The organism is Vibrio sp. 1641 (genome assembly GCF_033339995.1).
Lineage (GTDB): Bacteria > Pseudomonadota > Gammaproteobacteria > Enterobacterales > Vibrionaceae > Vibrio > Vibrio alginolyticus.
Map to the genome: position 1 here is coordinate 1 of NZ_JAWOVP010000290.1, position 617 is coordinate 617.

Sequence of the window (617 nt, forward strand, 5' to 3'; positions counted from 1 at the left end):
CTGAAAATATCCTGATTGACCCAAATAAAAGACCGAAATGGCTCGAGTTCAACCTGACGCAAGAAATGCAAAACAGCGGTGGCGAATCCCCACCCGCATTAATTGCGTTTAGCCAAAACTTTGCCAGTCCAGAACAACAGACTGGTCAGTTTCTGACGGCACAAAGCGATGTGTACTCTCTGGGTAAAATTCTCGCGATGATGTTTCCGTCACCGCGCGTTTGGTCTGATGTTTACTGGGTCATTAGACGCGCGACACGCTCTGCCGCAAAACTGCGCTATTCAGACGTTCGAGCACTAAGAATTGATATTGAGCGCATGCTTGAGCGGCGCCCAATCGAACAAAAAAAACATTGGCCGTTGTACAGCGCATTGCGTTTAGTACAGCGCCGTCCGCTGGCTGCAGCATTATCTGCCATTCTGGTTTTATCCGGCGTGCTATTTGGTAATGCATTGATTCAAAAGAATATCCAACTGCAACAAGAGAAGAAGATTGCAGAAGATATGATGTACGAACTGACTCGCCTCATCTTTCATGCGAAGGGGCAGAACGTCGAACATCTTTCGGTGAACTCCATGATGGAGCTAACACGAAGGCGGATACTCTCTAACCCAGAT

The 617-nt window shown here is 47.6% G+C and carries 1 pseudogene; it reads left to right on the forward strand.

What is annotated here, in order from left to right:
- Window positions 1-617 (forward strand): annotated as a pseudogene (locus R7Z47_RS25585) (serine/threonine protein kinase); the annotation flags it as partial.